The 15,079-nt window shown below is 69.0% G+C and carries 15 protein-coding genes and 1 tRNA gene; 12 read left to right on the top strand and 4 right to left on the bottom strand.

Annotated features, from left to right (window positions below; genetic code table 11):
* Nucleotides 1-17: 17 nt before the first annotated feature.
* From ffh to ACFOD9_RS04125, 3 genes are all read right to left on the bottom strand, one after another.
* Entirely contained in the window at nt 18-1,490 is a 1,473-nt protein-coding gene (ffh, locus tag ACFOD9_RS04115; RefSeq protein WP_379508819.1) for a signal recognition particle protein, read from the bottom strand.
* Nucleotides 1,491-1,651: 161 nt separating this feature from the next.
* A tRNA-Ala gene (locus ACFOD9_RS04120) sits at nt 1,652-1,727 on the bottom strand.
* A 117-nt stretch (nt 1,728-1,844) separates the two neighbouring features.
* On the bottom strand, nt 1,845-2,159 hold the full coding sequence (locus ACFOD9_RS04125) for an FYDLN acid domain-containing protein (RefSeq protein ID WP_379508820.1): 315 nt from the start codon (nt 2,157-2,159) through the stop codon (nt 1,845-1,847).
* 214 nt (nt 2,160-2,373) lie between these two features.
* Between ACFOD9_RS04125 and aroA the strand changes: the two genes are divergently transcribed.
* The 12 genes from aroA (at nt 2,374) to ACFOD9_RS04185 (ending at nt 14,290) form a co-directional block, all read left to right on the top strand.
* Nucleotides 2,374-3,723 carry a 3-phosphoshikimate 1-carboxyvinyltransferase gene (aroA, locus tag ACFOD9_RS04130; RefSeq protein WP_379509006.1) on the top strand — a complete coding sequence of 450 codons (1,350 nt, stop codon included), beginning with the start codon at nt 2,374-2,376 and terminating at the stop codon, nt 3,721-3,723.
* A complete protein-coding gene (locus ACFOD9_RS04135) occupies nt 3,720-3,983 on the top strand; it encodes a CBU_0592 family membrane protein (protein WP_379508821.1) in 264 nt (87 codons plus the stop codon). The genes aroA and ACFOD9_RS04135 overlap by 4 nt, the downstream gene beginning before the upstream one ends.
* Nucleotides 3,984-3,994: 11 nt before the next feature.
* A complete protein-coding gene (cmk, locus tag ACFOD9_RS04140; RefSeq protein WP_379509007.1) occupies nt 3,995-4,618 on the top strand; it encodes a (d)CMP kinase in 624 nt (207 codons plus the stop codon).
* 41 nt (nt 4,619-4,659) lie between these two features.
* Nucleotides 4,660-6,006: a patatin-like phospholipase family protein gene (locus ACFOD9_RS04145; protein WP_379508822.1), complete on the top strand. Its 1,347-nt coding sequence runs from the start codon at nt 4,660-4,662 to the stop codon at nt 6,004-6,006.
* Between the two features lie 71 nt (nt 6,007-6,077).
* Nucleotides 6,078-6,461: a c-type cytochrome gene (locus ACFOD9_RS04150; protein WP_379508823.1), complete on the top strand. Its 384-nt coding sequence runs from the start codon at nt 6,078-6,080 to the stop codon at nt 6,459-6,461.
* 258 nt (nt 6,462-6,719) lie between these two features.
* Nucleotides 6,720-8,432, top strand: coding sequence for a 30S ribosomal protein S1 (rpsA, locus tag ACFOD9_RS04155; RefSeq protein WP_379508824.1), 1,713 nt, complete (start codon nt 6,720-6,722; stop codon nt 8,430-8,432).
* A 194-nt stretch (nt 8,433-8,626) separates the two neighbouring features.
* Nucleotides 8,627-9,400, top strand: a complete 774-nt coding sequence (gene gloB / locus ACFOD9_RS04160; protein ID WP_379508825.1) for a hydroxyacylglutathione hydrolase — start codon at nt 8,627-8,629, stop codon at nt 9,398-9,400.
* Between the two features lie 167 nt (nt 9,401-9,567).
* On the top strand, nt 9,568-11,427 hold the full coding sequence (locus ACFOD9_RS04165; protein ID WP_379508826.1) for a methyl-accepting chemotaxis protein: 1,860 nt from the start codon (nt 9,568-9,570) through the stop codon (nt 11,425-11,427).
* A gap of 111 nt (nt 11,428-11,538) precedes the next feature.
* Entirely contained in the window at nt 11,539-11,886 is a 348-nt protein-coding gene (locus ACFOD9_RS04170) for a DUF1049 domain-containing protein (protein ID WP_379508827.1), read from the top strand.
* A 15-nt stretch (nt 11,887-11,901) separates the two neighbouring features.
* The gene (gene pyrF, locus ACFOD9_RS04175; protein WP_379508828.1) at nt 11,902-12,576 is read left to right on the top strand and encodes an orotidine-5'-phosphate decarboxylase; all 675 of its coding nucleotides are present in this window, start codon (nt 11,902-11,904) and stop codon (nt 12,574-12,576) included.
* A gap of 79 nt (nt 12,577-12,655) precedes the next feature.
* The gene (locus tag ACFOD9_RS04180; RefSeq protein WP_379508829.1) at nt 12,656-13,414 is read left to right on the top strand and encodes an SIMPL domain-containing protein; all 759 of its coding nucleotides are present in this window, start codon (nt 12,656-12,658) and stop codon (nt 13,412-13,414) included.
* 234 nt (nt 13,415-13,648) lie between these two features.
* Nucleotides 13,649-14,290 (top strand): phosphoribosylanthranilate isomerase, encoded by a 642-nt coding sequence (locus ACFOD9_RS04185; protein ID WP_379508830.1) that lies wholly within the window; start codon nt 13,649-13,651, stop codon nt 14,288-14,290.
* 100 nt (nt 14,291-14,390) lie between these two features.
* Here ACFOD9_RS04185 and ACFOD9_RS04190 read toward each other — a convergent pair whose 3' ends face one another.
* Nucleotides 14,391-14,846, bottom strand: coding sequence for an outer membrane protein (locus ACFOD9_RS04190; protein WP_379508831.1), 456 nt, complete (start codon nt 14,844-14,846; stop codon nt 14,391-14,393).
* Nucleotides 14,847-15,079 lie beyond the last annotated feature (233 nt).

The following is a 15,079-nucleotide window of genomic DNA, read 5'->3' on the forward strand; positions in this document are numbered from 1 at the left end:
AAACAAAAACCGTAAAATCACTTGCGCTTGAGCAGGTCGCCCAGGTTGGCCGGCATATTGCCCATGCCCGGCAGGCCCGGCAGACCCGCCCCGCCGGCGCCGCCACCCAGCCCTTGTGCCCCAAGGCCCGGCATGGCGGCATCCATGCCACCCTTGCCGAACATCGCGGCCAGCCCCTTGAGCCCGCCCATCTTCCTGATCTGCTTCATCGCCCGTTCCATCTCCTGATGCATCTTCAGGATCTTGTTGACGTCCTGCACCTGGGTGCCGGAGCCCTTGGCGACGCGGATCTTGCGCTTGGCGTTGAGGAGATCAGGGCGGGCGCGCTCCTTGGGGGTCATCGAACCGATGATCGCGTCCATGTGGAGCAGGGTCTTGTCGTTCATGCCCGAGGCCGCCATCGCCGCCTTGGCCTTCTTCATGCCCGGCATCATGCCGGCGAGCGCGCCGAGGCCGCCCATGTTCTGCATCTGCTTGAGCTGCATCCTGAGGTCGTTCATGTCGAACTGACCCTTGGCCATGCGCTGGGCCATGCGCTCGGCGTCTTCCGCCTGGATCGTCGCGGCGGCCTTCTCGACGATCGAGACGATATCGCCCATGCCGAGGATGCGGCTGGCTACGCGGCCGGGATGGAACGGCTCGATCGCGTCCATCTTCTCGCCGGTGCCGGCGAACTTGATCGGCTTGCCGGTGACCGCGCGCATCGACAGCGCCGCGCCGCCGCGCGCATCGCCATCCATCCGGGTCAGCACCACGCCGGTAAGGTCGATCTGCCCGCCGAAGGACTGGGCGACGTTGACCGCATCCTGGCCGGTCAGCGAATCAACGACCAGCAAGACTTCCTTGGGCGAGGAAATGGCGGCAACCGCCTTCATCTCGTCCATCAGCTGCTGGTCGACGTGGAGCCGGCCGGCGGTATCGAGCAGCAGGACGTCGACCGCCTGGAGCTTCGCGGCATTGAGCGCGCGGGTGGCGATATCGGCCGGAGCCTGCCCGGCGATGATCGGCAGGGTCGCCACGCCAACCTGCTCGCCCAGCACCCTGAGCTGCTCCTGCGCGGCCGGCCGGTTGACGTCGAGCGACGCCATCATCGGCTTCTTGCCGTTCTTTTCCTTGAGCAGCTTGGCCAACTTGGCCGTGGTCGTGGTCTTGCCCGAGCCCTGGAGGCCGACCATCATGATCACCACCGGCGGCGCGGCCTGGAGATCGAGACCCATGGTCTCGTCACCGCCGAGCATCTCGACCAGCGCGTCGTTGACGATCTTGACGACCTGCTGGCCGGGCGTGACCGACTTCAGGACCGACTGGCCAACCGCCTTTTCGGTCACATCGTCGATGAAGCGGCGAACCACCGGCAGGGCCACGTCGGCCTCGAGCAGGGCGATCCGCACCTCGCGCATGGCATCGCGGACATCCTGCTCCTTGAGCGCACCGCGCCCACGCAGCTTGTCGAACACTGTGCCGAGACGGTCGGACAAGGTGTCGAACATCAGTCGCCTGCTCCTATCCGGCCGCGAAGCCGAAAAAACGCCAAAACCGCCGGCGGTCGAAACCTCGACGGCCAGCGAGCTGCCAGAACCTTCAAGCGAAAAACGCCGGCGGACGAAACCTCGTCAGCCAGCGTATCGCTCTTGGGCGAAATCCAAAGGAATGGTGGAGCCTAGCGGGATCGAACCGCTGACCTCCTGCATGCCATGCAGGCGCTCTCCCAGCTGAGCTAAGGCCCCTTGCCATTCATCTGCCGTCCAGCCCTGGGAGGACTTTCCGGCCCCGGCTTGCCGCCGGGAGCGCTCCTCTAGAAGCGCTTGGCCGACTTGGCAACGGGTAATTTCGCAAAAATTTGCTCAGACCTCGTCCGGCTCGCCATCGCTGTCGACGCCCACGCCGAGATCGTCGTCGCCACCAAGGTCAACGTCGTTGTCCGGGCTGTCGCCGTCCTCGTCGATGTCGAGATCCTCGTCGGCCAGGTCGACGTCGGCCACCTCGGGCTTCTTCTGGACTTCTTCATAGGGCATCGGCTGCTTCGACTTGAGCACCGGCTCGGGATGCCAGCCATAGCCGCATTCGATGCAGGTGACCGGGTCATCCTTGCCCAGGTCGTAGAAACGGGTGCCGCACTTCGGGCAACCATGCTTGGCGCCCCACTCAGGCTTGACCATTGTCATTCCTCGTCTTGGCCCGCCCGACAGGGGCAGACCACAAAAAACCGTTGTCGTGATGGGAAGGAGCGGCGCGAATTGCAAGCGCCACGGCATCCACCGGGCGCGCGCCTTGCCATAGCGGGCCGGCGCTGTCAAAAGCCGCGCGCTTTTATACGCCCGCCCCACCTGCCCAACTGAAAGCCCCGCCGTGAGCCACACCGACCCCGCCCAGATGCGCCCGCGCCGGTTTCGCGCCATGGGGCCGCTCACGGGCCGCATCCGCGTTCCGGGCGACAAGTCGATCAGCCACCGCTCGATCATGCTCGGCGCGCTGGCGCTGGGCGAAACCCGCGTGTCCGGCCTGCTCGAGGGCGAGGACGTGCTCTCCACCGCCGGCGCCATGCGGGCGATGGGTGCCAGCGTCGTGCGCGAGGACAATGGCGACTGGGTGATCCACGGGGTCGGCGTGGGCGGCCTGCTCCAGCCGCAGGCCGCGCTCGACATGGGCAATTCGGGCACGTCCACCCGCCTCCTGATGGGCCTCGTCGCCAGCCACGCGATCACCGCCACCTTTGTTGGCGATGCCAGCCTGTCGAAGCGGCCGATGGGCCGGGTGATCGAACCGCTCTCGCTGATGGGCGCCGAATTCACGCCGTCGCCCGGTGCCAATGGCAGCCAGACCCTGCCGCTGATGATGCGCGGCGCGGCGCCCGCGGTGCCGATCACCTACCGCCTGCCGGTCGCCAGCGCCCAGGTAAAGAGCGCGGTCCTGCTTGCCGGGCTCAACACGCCGGGCATAACCACGGTGATCGAGCCGATCCCCACCCGCGATCATTCCGAACGGATGCTCAAGGGCTTCGGGGCCAGGCTTGAAGTCGAACGCGAAGCCGACGGCACCCGAATCATCCGCCTCCACGGCGAGGCCGAGCTGACCGGCCGCCGGATCACCGTTCCCGGCGATCCCTCGTCCGCCGCCTTCTTCGTGGTCGCCGCGCTGATCGTGCCGGGCTCCGACCTGGTGATCGAGAACGTGGGCCTCAACCCCACCCGCGCCGCCCTGTTCGACGTGCTGCGCGCCATGGGCGGCCACATCGAGGAACTGGACCGGCGCGAAGTGGGCGGCGAACCGGTTGCCGATCTCCACGTGCGCCATTCCGCGCTCACCGGCATCGCGGTCGATCCGGCCGTGGTCCCCAGCATGGTCGACGAGTTCCCGATCCTGTTCGTCGCCGCCGCCCTCGCCAAGGGCCGCACGGTCACCACGGGCCTCGAGGAACTGCGGGTCAAGGAATCCGACCGCCTGGCCGTCATGCACGCAGCGCTGGAACTGGCGGGCGCCCGGGTCACCGAAACCGAAGACGGCCTGATGATCGACGGCACCGGCGGCGAACCGCTGCCCGGCACGCCCGAAGGTGCCGCCATCGCCACGCACCTCGATCACCGCATCGCCATGTCGCTGGCCGTCGCGGGCCTCGCCAGCAAGGGCGGCGTGGAGGTGGACGATACCCGCCCCATCGCCACCTCCTTCCCGGTGTTCGAGAGCCTGCTCGACGGGCTGGCGAGCGGGACCGCGCGCGCATGATCCTGCACCTGAACGAAACGCTGGCCAATGCCTGCGGCTTTGCCGGCATGGCCTGCATCATCTTTGCCTATGCCTATTCGACCCATGCCAAGGCGGCCAATCCCTTCGTCCTCCACGGGGTCAACCTTGCCGGCGCGGGCCTGCTCACCGTGTCGCTGCTGGTGAACCTCAACCCGGCCAGCCTCGTGCTGGAATTCTTCTGGGCGGCCATCGCCATCTGGGGGCTGGCCAAGGCGTGGCGCGCAAGGGCCGGCGCATGACCATCGCGCCCCTGGTCATCGCTGTCGATGGGCCGACCGCCTCGGGCAAGGGCACCATCGCCCGCGCGCTGGCCCGCCACTATGGCCTGCCCCATCTCGACACCGGCCTGCTCTATCGCGCGGTCGGCCACCAGTGCGCCAAGGTCGGCGGCAATCCCGACGATCCCGACGATGCGCTGGCCGCCACCACCTTTGCCGACGCCCTGCTGGAGAACCCCGACCTGCGCTCGGAAGAAACCGGCGGCCTCGCCAGCCGGGTCTCGGTCCACCCGGCGGTGCGCCAGGCGCTGTTCGAGCGCCAGCGCGCCTTCGCCACCCAGGCCGGCGGCGCCGTGCTCGACGGGCGCGACATCGGCACGGTGATCGCGCCGGAAGCTGTGGCCAAGCTGTTCGTCACCGCCAGCGTCAAGGCCCGCGCCGAGCGCCGCTTCCTCGAAATGCAGGCGCGCGGGGCGCCGGTCACGCTCGACGAGATCGAGGCCGACCTCGCGGCGCGCGACGAGCGCGATCGCAGCCGCGCCGCCGCCCCGCTGGTCGCCGCGCCCGATGCCGCCGTGCTCGACAATTCCGACCTCTGCGCCGAAGCCTCGATCGCCGCCGCGATCGCGCTGGTCGAGGCGCGCCGCGCCCGCTAGGCCTCGCCCTTCGGGGAATCACTCACCGGGGGGGCAAGCCGATGATCCTGCACCGCATCCTGCCGCTGCTGTTGTGCTGGGCGCTTGCCGCCTGTGCGATTGCGCCGGTGCAGACGGCGGGCACCCCCGCGATCCGCTGCACCGCCGCGCCCCAGGCCTGGCGGCTCTCGCTCGAACCGGGCGCCTCGCTTCCCGAATCCCTCGCCGCCGGCCTCGATGCCGAGCTGGACCGCGCCTATGCCTCAGCGGCGCTCCCCGGCGAAACCGCGCGCAACAGGCCCGTCTCCCGCTCGATGCTGCTGCTGTCTGGTGGCAGCGAGGATGGCGCGTTCGGCGCCGGCTTCCTCTCGCAATGGGCCGCGCTGCGAAAGTCCGGCAGCCTCCCGCGCTTCCGCGTGGTCAGCGGCATCTCCACCGGCAGTCTCCAGGCCAGCTTCGCCTTCATCGACGAGCCGCAGGTCAACGTCGATGCCTACCAGATCGCCAAGGAAGCCGACCTGCTCCACCCGCTGGTCTCGCGCGGACTGGATGAACACCCGGTGCGCGGCGCCCTCTCGCTGGCCCGGCGCGGCACGCTCGCCACGCTCCAGCCGCTGCGCGAAAAGCTGCACGGCCTGCTCACCCCCGCCCGCCTGCGCGCAATCGCCGCCGAAAGCGTTCCCGCCCCCGATGGCCCGGGCCGGCTCCTGCTGGTCGGTGCGGTCGAGATGGACAGCGGCGATCTCCTGGTCTTCAACCTCGGCAAGCTAGCGCAGAACTGGGTCGCGGCGACCGAGCAGGGCGACGGCGAAACCGCCCGCGCCTGGAAGAACTGCTACGTCGAAGCCCTGCTCGCCTCCTCCTCGGTGCCCATGGCCGCCGCGCCGGTGTTCATCGACGGCAAGCCGTTCATCGATGGCGGCGCGCGCTTCGGGGTCTTCCTCGGCCCGCTCGACCGGGCGCTGGCCCGCCAGGCCACCCGAGACCCATCGCCCGCCAACCTGTTCCTCCTCGTCAACGGCACGCTCAAGGTCGCGCCCCAGTGCCTGCTTGCCCCTTGCGCCGCGGCCAAAACCAAGTGGCGCTTCGATGCCCTGGCCTTCCGCTCGCTCTCGGTCCTGATCAACCAGTCCTATGTCGCCTCGGTGTGGTGGGCCAACGCGGTCGGCGCCGGGCACGGCTATGCCCCGCGCTTCGCCCGGATGGAACTCGGCCCCCAGGGCTTTGCCGAGCACCGCGCCCGCAGCGGCCTCACCCCGGCCGAACCGGAGGAGCGGACCTGCCCCGAATGGAAGGCGATCGACCAGGCCCGCGACCACCCGCTCGAATTCCATCCCCGCTTCATGCGCTGCCTGGTGGATTATGGCCGCAGCCACCCGGCGGTGAAGGACTGGGCCGGCCTGGAATAGCCCGCACCATGCCGCCAGCCCCCGGCGAAGCAACATGGCCAAGCCCGCCCCGGCCCGCTAACAGACGAGCCATGCCCAAGTTTTCCGCCGTTCGCCCTGCCATCCTGATCGCCGCCGCCGCAGCCCTCGCCTGCACCGGCGGCGCCCCGCTCGCGGCAAAGCCCCGCCCGGCCCAGCTCTCGGCCGCCGCCACGCGCGGCCTCGCCTTTGCCCAGGCCCATTGCACCGGATGTCACGCGATCACCGCCAACGGCACCTCGCCCAACCCCGAGGCGCCCCCGTGGGACGACGTGGCCAACCGCGAAGGCCTCACCGCCAGGACCTTCGCTGCCTTCCTCGCCGATGCCCACAACTACCCGGCGGCGATGGATTTCACCGTCCAGCACGGCGCGATCCGCGACCTGTCCGCCTATATGCTCACCCTGCGAAAACCCGGCTATCGCCCGACCCGCTGATGGCCACCCGCCGAAGGGGGCCGGGGATCAGGGCGGGCGGCGCCCGCTTCGCCCCATTTCCCTTGCTTTTGCGCCGGTGCGGGCCTAAGCGCCGCCGGTCCTGCCGGTCGACTCCGGGCGGCGGGATGCCGCGCGGGCATTCGGCCCCCGTGGCAGGTTCGGCCCTTTTGGCCCGCCACGGCAATGGTGCCACGGCGGAGAAAGACCGGCGGACAAACCGCCTGGCCGGAAACATCGATAGACCAGGAACTCCAACCTATGGCCTCTACGGCTAACCCCACCCGCGACGATTTCGCGGCTCTCCTTGACGAAACGCTCGGCGGCGCCGCCAGCGGCGGCTTCGAAGGCCGCGTGGTCAAGGGCACTGTTACCGCCATCGAGAACGACAAGGCCGTCATCGACGTGGGCCTGAAGAGCGAGGGCCGCGTTGCCCTGCGCGAATTCGCCATGCCCGGCCAGCCGCACGGCCTTTCGGTCGGCGATGAAGTCGAAGTCTACGTCGATCGCGTCGAGAACGCCGACGGCGAAGCCATGCTCAGCCGCGACCGCGCCCGCCGCGAAGCCGCCTGGGACAAGCTCGAGAACGAGTTCGGCGAAGGCAAGCGCGTCGAGGGCGTGATCTTCGGCCGCGTCAAGGGCGGCTTCACGGTCGATCTCAGCGGCGCCGTGGCCTTCCTGCCCGGCAGCCAGGTCGACATCCGCCCCGTGCGCGACGTCACCCCGCTGATGGACATTCCGCAGCCGTTCCAGATCCTCAAGATGGACCGCCGCCGCGGCAACATCGTCGTCAGCCGCCGCGCCGTGCTGGAAGAAACCCGCGCCGAACAGCGTTCGGGCCTGATCCAGAACCTCGCCGAAGGCCAGATCATTGTCGGCACGGTCAAGAACATCACCGACTACGGCGCCTTCGTGGACCTGGGCGGCATCGATGGCCTGCTCCATGTCACCGACATGAGCTACAAGCGCGTCAACCACCCCTCGGAAGTCATCAACATCGGTGACGAAGTGAAGGTGCAGATCGTCCGCATCAACCAGGATACCCAGCGCATCAGCCTCGGCATGAAGCAGCTGGAAAGCGATCCGTGGGATGGCGTGGCCGCCAAGTACCCGGTCGGCGCCAAGCTCAAGGGCACCGTCACCAACATCACCGAATACGGCGCCTTCGTCGAACTGGAGCCGGGCATCGAAGGCCTGGTCCACGTTTCGGAAATGTCCTGGACCAAGAAGAACGTCCACCCCGGCAAGATCGTCAGCACTTCGCAGGAAGTCGACGTGCTGGTGCTCGAGGTCGATTCCGACAAGCGCCGCATCAGCCTGGGTCTCAAGCAGGCGATCCAGAACCCCTGGGAAGCCTTCGCCGAGAAGCACCCGGTCGGTTCCACCGTCGAGGGCGAAGTCAAGAACGCCACCGAGTTCGGCCTGTTCATCGGCCTCGATGGCGACGTCGACGGCATGGTCCATATGTCGGACATCGCCTGGGGCATCTCGGGCGAGGACGCGCTGGCGCTGCACCGCAAGGGTGAGCAGGTCTCGGCCGTCGTGCTTGACGTCGATGTCGAGAAGGAGCGCATCAGCCTCGGCATGAAGCAGCTCGAAAAGGGCGCGCCGTCGGCTGCTGGCGCTGCCGCCTCGGCCGGCTCGCTGCGTCGCGGCGAAGTCGTCACCGTCACGGTCCTCGAAGTCCGCGATGGCGGCCTCGAAGTCCAGGCCGGCGAAGATGGTGCCACCGGCTTCATCAAGCGTTCGGACCTCGGCCGCGACCGCGACGAGCAGCGTCCGGACCGCTTCCAGGTCGGCCAGAAGATCGACGCCATGGTTACCGGCTTCGATCGCTCGAAGAAGCCGAACTTCTCGATCAAGGCCCGCCAGCTCCACGAGGAGAAGGAAGCGGTCGAGCAGTACGGTTCCTCGGATGCCGGCGCTTCGCTGGGCGACATCCTCGGCGCCGCGCTGAAGGCCAAGAAGGACTGATCTCCTTCGCAGCCCAACGGCTCATGAAAAGCCCGTCCGGAGCGATCCGGGCGGGCTTTTCCGTTCTCGCTTCGCGCAGGGGCGCGGACGATGCGGAAGGCTGCAGCGAGGACGGTCGGGCGGCGGCCCAGAAAATTCCCGGAGCAATCCACCGCGCCTCGCGTTAAGACCACGAGCGCCGGAGGTTTGCATCCATGCTCGAAGTCCACCAGTTCCCCTGCCTGTCCGACAATTACGGGTTCCTCGTCCACGATCCCGCCAGCGGCGAAACGGCCGCGATCGACACGCCGGACGCCGAGGCCTACCTGCGCGAGGCTTCGCACAGGGGCTGGCAGATCACCCAGATCTGGAACACCCACTGGCACCCCGATCACGCCGGCGGCAATGCCGCGATCAAGGCCGCCACGGGCTGCACCATCCATGCCCCCGCCGGCGATGCCGCGAAGATCGAGGCGGTGGACAAGCTGGTTCACGATGGCGACGTGGTGTGCCTCGGCGCCTTCGAGGCCGACGTGATCGCGGTCGGCGGCCACACCGACGGCCACATCGCCTATCACCTCGCCGATGCCCGCGTGGCCTTCGTCGGCGATGCCCTGTTCGCGCTCGGCTGCGGCCGGATGTTCGAGGGCACGCCCCCGCAGTTCTGGCACAGCCTTGCCCGGCTCAAGGCGCTCCCGCCGCAGACCCTGATCTACTGCGCGCACGAATATACCGCCTCCAACGCCCGTTTCGCGCTCCACGCCGATCCCGACAACGCCGCGCTGGCCGCCTATGCCGCCGAGGTCTTCCAGCGCCGCGAGCAGGGCCAGCCGACCGTGCCCACCACGCTCGCGCGCGAACTGGCCGCCAACCCCTTCCTGCGCGCCGACGATCCGGCTCTCCAGGCGCTCTGGACCGATCGCGGCGCGAGGCTCGGCGATCCGGTGGCGACCTTCGCGGCCCTGCGCGCGGCCAAGGACAACTTCTGAGCGGCCGGTCCGGGCCGGCTGGTGCGGGCGGGGGCTGCCACCGGCCGACGACCTTTCCACCGGCCCCGGCACCTCTAGGGATAAACCCCAGGTACCCCGGCAAGCCCAGCCCAAGGCGGCGCTGCTAACCAACCTTTTGTTATCGTCAAAAACAAAAGGTCGTTCCCATGCCAGCCTCCTTGCGGATCCGCACCATTGTCGCCGTGGGGGTCTTCGCCCTCGGCGCCCTTGTCGCCCTCGCGCTTGCCCTGGGGGTCTTCGGCCTCAAGCGCGCCTCCGATTCGTTCGACTATGTCGACCAGAACAGCGTGCCCTCGCTCAGCCACCTGGGCGAAATGTCGGCGGCGATCGAACAGTCCCGGGTCCGCACCGCGCGGCGCCTGATCGAACAGGATCTGGCCGACATGGATGTCGCCAGGACCGACCTTGCCGATGGCATCGCCGATGTCGACAAGCGCCTGCACGACTATGACCAGTTGATCTCGGATGATCGCGAACGTGCCCAGCTCCAGCAGATCAAGGCCAACTGGGAGGGCATCCGCGCGGTCATCGTCCCGCTGACCACCTCGAACCGGGTCTGGTCGGCCGCCGAGGCGATGACCCTGTTCAACGACCAGATCAAGGCGCCCGGCAAGGTCCTGCACGACGAACTGGCCAAGGCGCTCGACTACAACGAGCAGCTCGCCCACGACCGCAACCGCGATACTGCCGAAAGCCTCGCCGTGCTCGAACGCACCGCCCTGGTCCTCGGCCTCGTCGCGGCCGTGCTGGTCGGCGGCGTGTTCGTGGTCTTCCGCCGCCGCCTCACCCTGCCGCTGTCCACCCTGTGCGCCACGATGGACCGCATGGCCACCGGCGAGATCGACATCGCCGTGCCCGGCATCGACCGTCAGGACGAGCTGGGCGAGATCGCCCGCGCCCTCGCCGGGATCAAGACCTCGATCACCGAACGCACCCGCCGCGAGGCCGAGGCCGGCATGGCCGCACAGAAGGCCGTCACCGGCGCGCTCGGCCAGGCGCTCGGCGCACTCAAGTCGGGCGATCTGACCCATCGGGTCAACCAGCCCTTCCCGCCCGAATACGAAGGCCTGCGCGCCGATTTCAACGAGGCCATCGGCGCCCGGGCCAGCCAGGTCGGCGAAGTTGCCAGCGCCTCGGGCACGGTCGGCACCGGCGCGGTCCAGATCGCCAGCGCCTCGGAAGACCTCGCCCGCCGCACCGAACGCCAGGCCGCCGCGCTGGAAGAGACCGCCACCACGGTCAACCAGCTCAAGGCCTCGGTCGCCGGCACCCGCAGTGCCACGGTCACCGCTACCGGAACGGCCCAGGAAACCCGCAAGGAAGCGATCGACAGCGGCGTGCTGATGCAGGACGCGGTCAATGCGATGGAAGGCATCGCCCAGTCGAGCGAGAAGATGCGCTCGATCATCCAGATCATCGACGGCATCTCCTTCCAGACCAACCTGCTGGCGCTCAACGCCGGGGTCGAGGCCGCCCGCGCGGGCGAGGCAGGGCGCGGCTTCGCCGTGGTTGCCAACGAGGTCCGCAGCCTTGCCGAACGCGCCGCCGGGGCCGCCCGCGAAATTTCCGAACTGATCGCGGACAGCGGCCGCGAGGTAGAACAGGGGGTCAGCGTGGTCGGGAGAACCCGCGATTCGCTCGATCGGATCGTCGCGCGCGCCGGCGATCTGGCCACGATGATCGAGGGCATCGCGGTCACCAGCGAGGAACAGGCCAGCGCCATCGAACAGGCGGCCAGCGCAGTCAGCGAGATCGATCGCACCACCCAGCAGAACGCCGCCCTCGCCGAGGAAACGACCGCCGCCTCGCAATCGCTTGCCCGCGAAGCGGAGCGCCTCTCGCAGGTCGTGCGCGAGTTTACCCTCGATGCCGCGGCCGGCACCCGGGCTTCCAGGACCCCGCGCCCGGCCCCGGCGCCCGCGCCCGGCCGCCGCGCGCCCGTGGCGGTTCCGGCCCCGACCCAGGGCAATGCCGCGCTCGCCATGGACGACTGGTCGGAATTCTGACCTCGACGCCGCGGGGAAGGGCCAAGCGCGCGCGCCCCGCCCTTCCCTTCGGCGCCAAACCGCCCTAGCATCGCGTCCGGCTGCAATCGTGCAGGAAAAGGAGGCGGGGCGATGCGGATAGTCCGCACGATCACATGGGTGGTGCTGATCATCGCCCTGATCCTGTTTTCGCTCAACAACTGGGCCACGGCGGTCACCGCCGAAGGCAAGATCGTGGTGAAGATCTGGGAAGGCCTGCTGTGGGAAACCCGGCTGCCGTTCCTGGTGGTCATCGCGTTCCTGGTCGGCTGGCTGCCCACCTGGCTGGTCCATATCGCCGGCCGCTGGCGCCTGAAGCGGCGCATTTCCGCGCTTGAAGCGGCCAGCCGCCAGCCCACCGCCGCGCTCACCATCACCCAGCTTGACGCCGCCCGGCAATCCGGGGAAACGCCCCCCGCAACCGCCGCTGCCGGCGATTGATCTGCCGGAGCCTGCATGAACCCGATCTACCTCGCGCTTGACCTGCCCCGCCTCGATGCCGCCGTTGCGCTTGCCCAGAAGGTGAAGGGCCATGTCGGCGGCCTCAAGCTCGGGCTCGAATTCTTCTGCGCCCACGGCCACCACGGGGTCCACGAACTGGCCAAGGTCGGCCTGCCGATCTTCCTCGATCTCAAGCTCCACGACATTCCCAACACGGTCGCCGGCGCGATGCAGGCGATCCACGTCCTCCAGCCGGCGATCGTCACGGTCCATGCCGCGGGCGGGCGGGCCATGCTGGAAGATGCCAAGGCCGCCGCGGGCGATCATTGCAAGGTCGTCGCGGTCACCGTGCTCACCAGCCTCGATGACGCGGACCTCGCCGCCACGGGCGTCGGCGGCACCCCGCACGACCAGGTTCTGCGCCTGGCCGATCTTGCCCAGGAAGCCGGACTCGATGGGATCGTCTGCTCGGGCCACGAAGTGGGCGAAGTCCATCGGCGCTGGAAGAACGGCTATCTCGTCGTCCCCGGCCTGCGCCCGGCCGAAGCCGGCCACCTTGCCGACCAGAAGCGCGTGGTCACCCCGCGCAGCGCCCGCGATGCCGGGGCCAGCGTCCTCGTCATCGGCCGCCCGATCGCCCGCGCCGAGGATCCCGTCGCCGCCGCCCGCGCGATCGAGGCCACGCTCTAGGCGGCGCTGGCGGCCGGTTCATCGCCGCGCAATCCTGTTGGCCCCACACCAAGGCCAGACGAACCGGGAGAAACCCACGATGAAGCGTTCCCGCCTGTTGCTCGCCGCAACCGCAGCCGCCCTTGCCGGGGCGCTCCCCCTCGCCGCCTCGGCCCAGTCCGGTCCGGCCCCGGTCCTCGCCGTGGGGGGCACGCTGCTCACCGTGTCCGCCGATGGCAAGATCACCCGCGCACCCGATATCGCCAGCTTCAGCGCCGGCGTGGTCAGCCAGGGCAAGACCGCGTCGGAAGCCCTCGCCGCCAATTCGGCCGACATGGGCCGCGTCATCGCCGCGCTCAAGCGCGCCGGGATTGCCGACAAGGACATCCAGACCAGCAACCTCTCGCTCAACCCGGTCTATGCGCCACAGCGCAGCCTGCCCGATGGCACGATCGATCCGCCCAGCCCGCGCATCGTGGGCTACCAGGCCAACAACACGGTCAGTGTGCGCCAGCGCAATCTCAAGGATTTCGGCAAGGTGATCGATACCCTCGTCACCGCCGGGGCCAACCAGGTCAACGGGCCGTCGTTCGAGGTGGAAAACCCCGATCCCCTGCTCGATGCGGCGCGCACCACCGCCATGCAGAAGGCCCGCGCCCGGGCCGAGCTCTATGCCCGCGCCGCCGGGCTGCGCGTCAACCGCGTGCTCTCGATCAGCGAAAGCGGCGGCTGGTCGCCGCCCCAGCCGGTGATGTACCGCATGGCCATGGCCGACAGCGTCGCCGCCGCGCCCCCGGTCCAGGCCGGCGAACTGCAACTGAGCGTCGCCGTCACGGTGCAGTTCGAGCTGGTGCCGTAAGCGGGGTTTCACGCGGAGGCGCGGAGGCGCAGAGGACCCGGTGTTGGCGGCGAAGCCGCCTTCAAGCCCTGTAGCCTTGGAGGCTTGAAAGCCGCTTCGCGCAAAGGCGCAAACTCCTCTCTGCGCCTCTGCGCGAACAGATTTTCTTCCCTTCTCCGCGACTCCGCGCCTCCGCGTGAACCGGTGCGGCCCGCGGCCCTTCCGCGCCTTCCCAACCTCGGCTAAGGCCGGCCCATGCCCGCTCCCGCCATCAAGATCTGCGGCGTGACCACGCCCGCCATCCTCGACGCGGTGATCGCCGCGCGGGCCGATCATGTCGGCTTCGTGTTCTTCGCGAAAAGCCCGCGCCATGTTCCCTTGCGCGATGCGCCCGCCCTCGCCGCCCGCACCGAAGGCCACGTGTCGCGGGTCGGCCTGTTCGTCGATGCCGATGATGCCATGATCGCCGAAGCGGTCGCCGCCGCCCGGCTCGACGTGCTCCAGCTCCATGGCGAGGAAAGCCCCGAGCGCGCCGCCCAGCTGCGCGCCCGCCACGGCCTGCCGGTGTGGAAGGCCGTTCCCGTCGCCAGCGCGGCGGATGTGGCGCGCGCCGCCGCCTGGGTCGGGGCGGTTGACCTGATCCTGTTCGATGCCAAGACGCCGAAAGGCACCTTGCCCGGCGGCATGGGGCTGGCGTTTGACTGGTCGCTGCTCGCCGGTTGGAAGGCCCGCGCGCCCTGGGGGCTGGCCGGCGGGCTCAACCCCGCCAATGTCGCCGAGGCCGTGCGGCTGACCGGCGCCCCGCTGGTCGATACCTCGTCGGGCGTGGAAAGCGCGCCGGGCGTGAAGGACGCCGGGCTGGTCGCCGCCTTCTGCGCGGCCGCCCGCGCGGCCTGAACCGGCGAGGCACCGGGAACGCCGGTTATCCCGGCGCCCATGCGAAAAGGGGCGACCGTCGCCGGCCGCCCCTTCCCTGTTCAAGCTGTCGCGGAAGCGATCAGAACTTGATGCCGACGCCGGCAACGAGCGAATCCGAATCCGCGAAGTTGTCGACGAAGAAGTGGCGGTACTCGACCTTGCCGTAGACCTTGCCCATCAGCGGCAGCTCGGCGCCGGCGCCGGCGTGCCAGGCACCCTCGCAGCCGGTGCAGGGTTCGGTGGTGTAGCCGCCAGCGACGAACAGCTTGGTGGCGGCAAGCTTGGCGCCAGCGCGGCCGGTGAAGCCATAGGCGACCTTGGTGCCCGAGGTCAGGATCTTGTCGGCCGACAGTTCGGCGCCGACGAAGGCGGTCGAGCCGAGGTCGTAGTCGTAGCCCGCGGCAACGCCGGCGGTGGCTTCGCTGTTGCCCGGCAGCCAGTAGACGCCGCCACGCGCTTCGACGCGAGCTTCGTTGGCGAGGGCCGGGGTCGCAAGGGCGAGCGAGGCGAGGACGGGGAGGATGATCTTGCGCATGGTAGTACTCCTGAGTTCAAAGTCCGGCCTGATCCTGCCCGAAGGCCAGACAGTGCCGGTTGCTCTTTCTGACGAGAGCGGAGGCCCGGGTACGGGCTGGATTCTGTCGCCGCAATGAACAACATCAGTCGCTTGCCGCATTTGCACACCACCTGTTGCAACGCGGCAACGCTAGATTCATCTGCAACTATTCCCAATCCCCCTCAGGCTGCCCTTTGGGCAGGCTGGCCCGG

Origin of the sequence: Novosphingobium bradum, assembly GCF_042646485.1 — a bacterium.
Taxonomy (GTDB): domain Bacteria; phylum Pseudomonadota; class Alphaproteobacteria; order Sphingomonadales; family Sphingomonadaceae; genus Novosphingobium; species Novosphingobium bradum.